The sequence below is a fragment of the Pseudomonas sp. BP01 genome, from assembly GCF_022760795.1.
Classification (GTDB): Bacteria; Pseudomonadota; Gammaproteobacteria; order Pseudomonadales; family Pseudomonadaceae; genus Aquipseudomonas; species Aquipseudomonas putida_Q.
In genome coordinates this window covers 1-255 of sequence record NZ_JAFBKA010000144.1, presented here as the reverse complement: position 1 = coordinate 255, position 255 = coordinate 1, and the positions used below count along the sequence as shown (strand labels likewise).

Annotated in this window: 1 protein-coding gene; it reads right to left on the bottom strand. The window is 60.8% G+C overall.

Annotated elements, in window-relative coordinates:
- On the bottom strand, window positions 1–255 hold a 255-nt coding region (locus tag JOY50_RS29420; RefSeq protein ID WP_310738341.1), incomplete at both ends, for a POTRA domain-containing protein.

The following is a 255-nucleotide window of genomic DNA, read 5'->3' as shown; positions in this document are numbered from 1 at the left end:
CGTTGTTGCCAACGATGTTGATGTGCTGGATGGCAGCGACGGTGCCTTCGTTGATCTTGATTTTCAGCGCCACACGGTTGCGCGGCTGCGGTACCACTTCGGCGTCAACCTCGGCCGAGTAGCGGCCTTGGGCCACGTACTGGCGCTGCAGCTCGTTACGCACGCCTTCAAGGGTGGCACGCTGGAAGATTTCGCCTTCGGCCAGGCCCGATTGCTTGAGGCCCTTCATCAGGTCTTCGGTGCTGATCGCCTTGT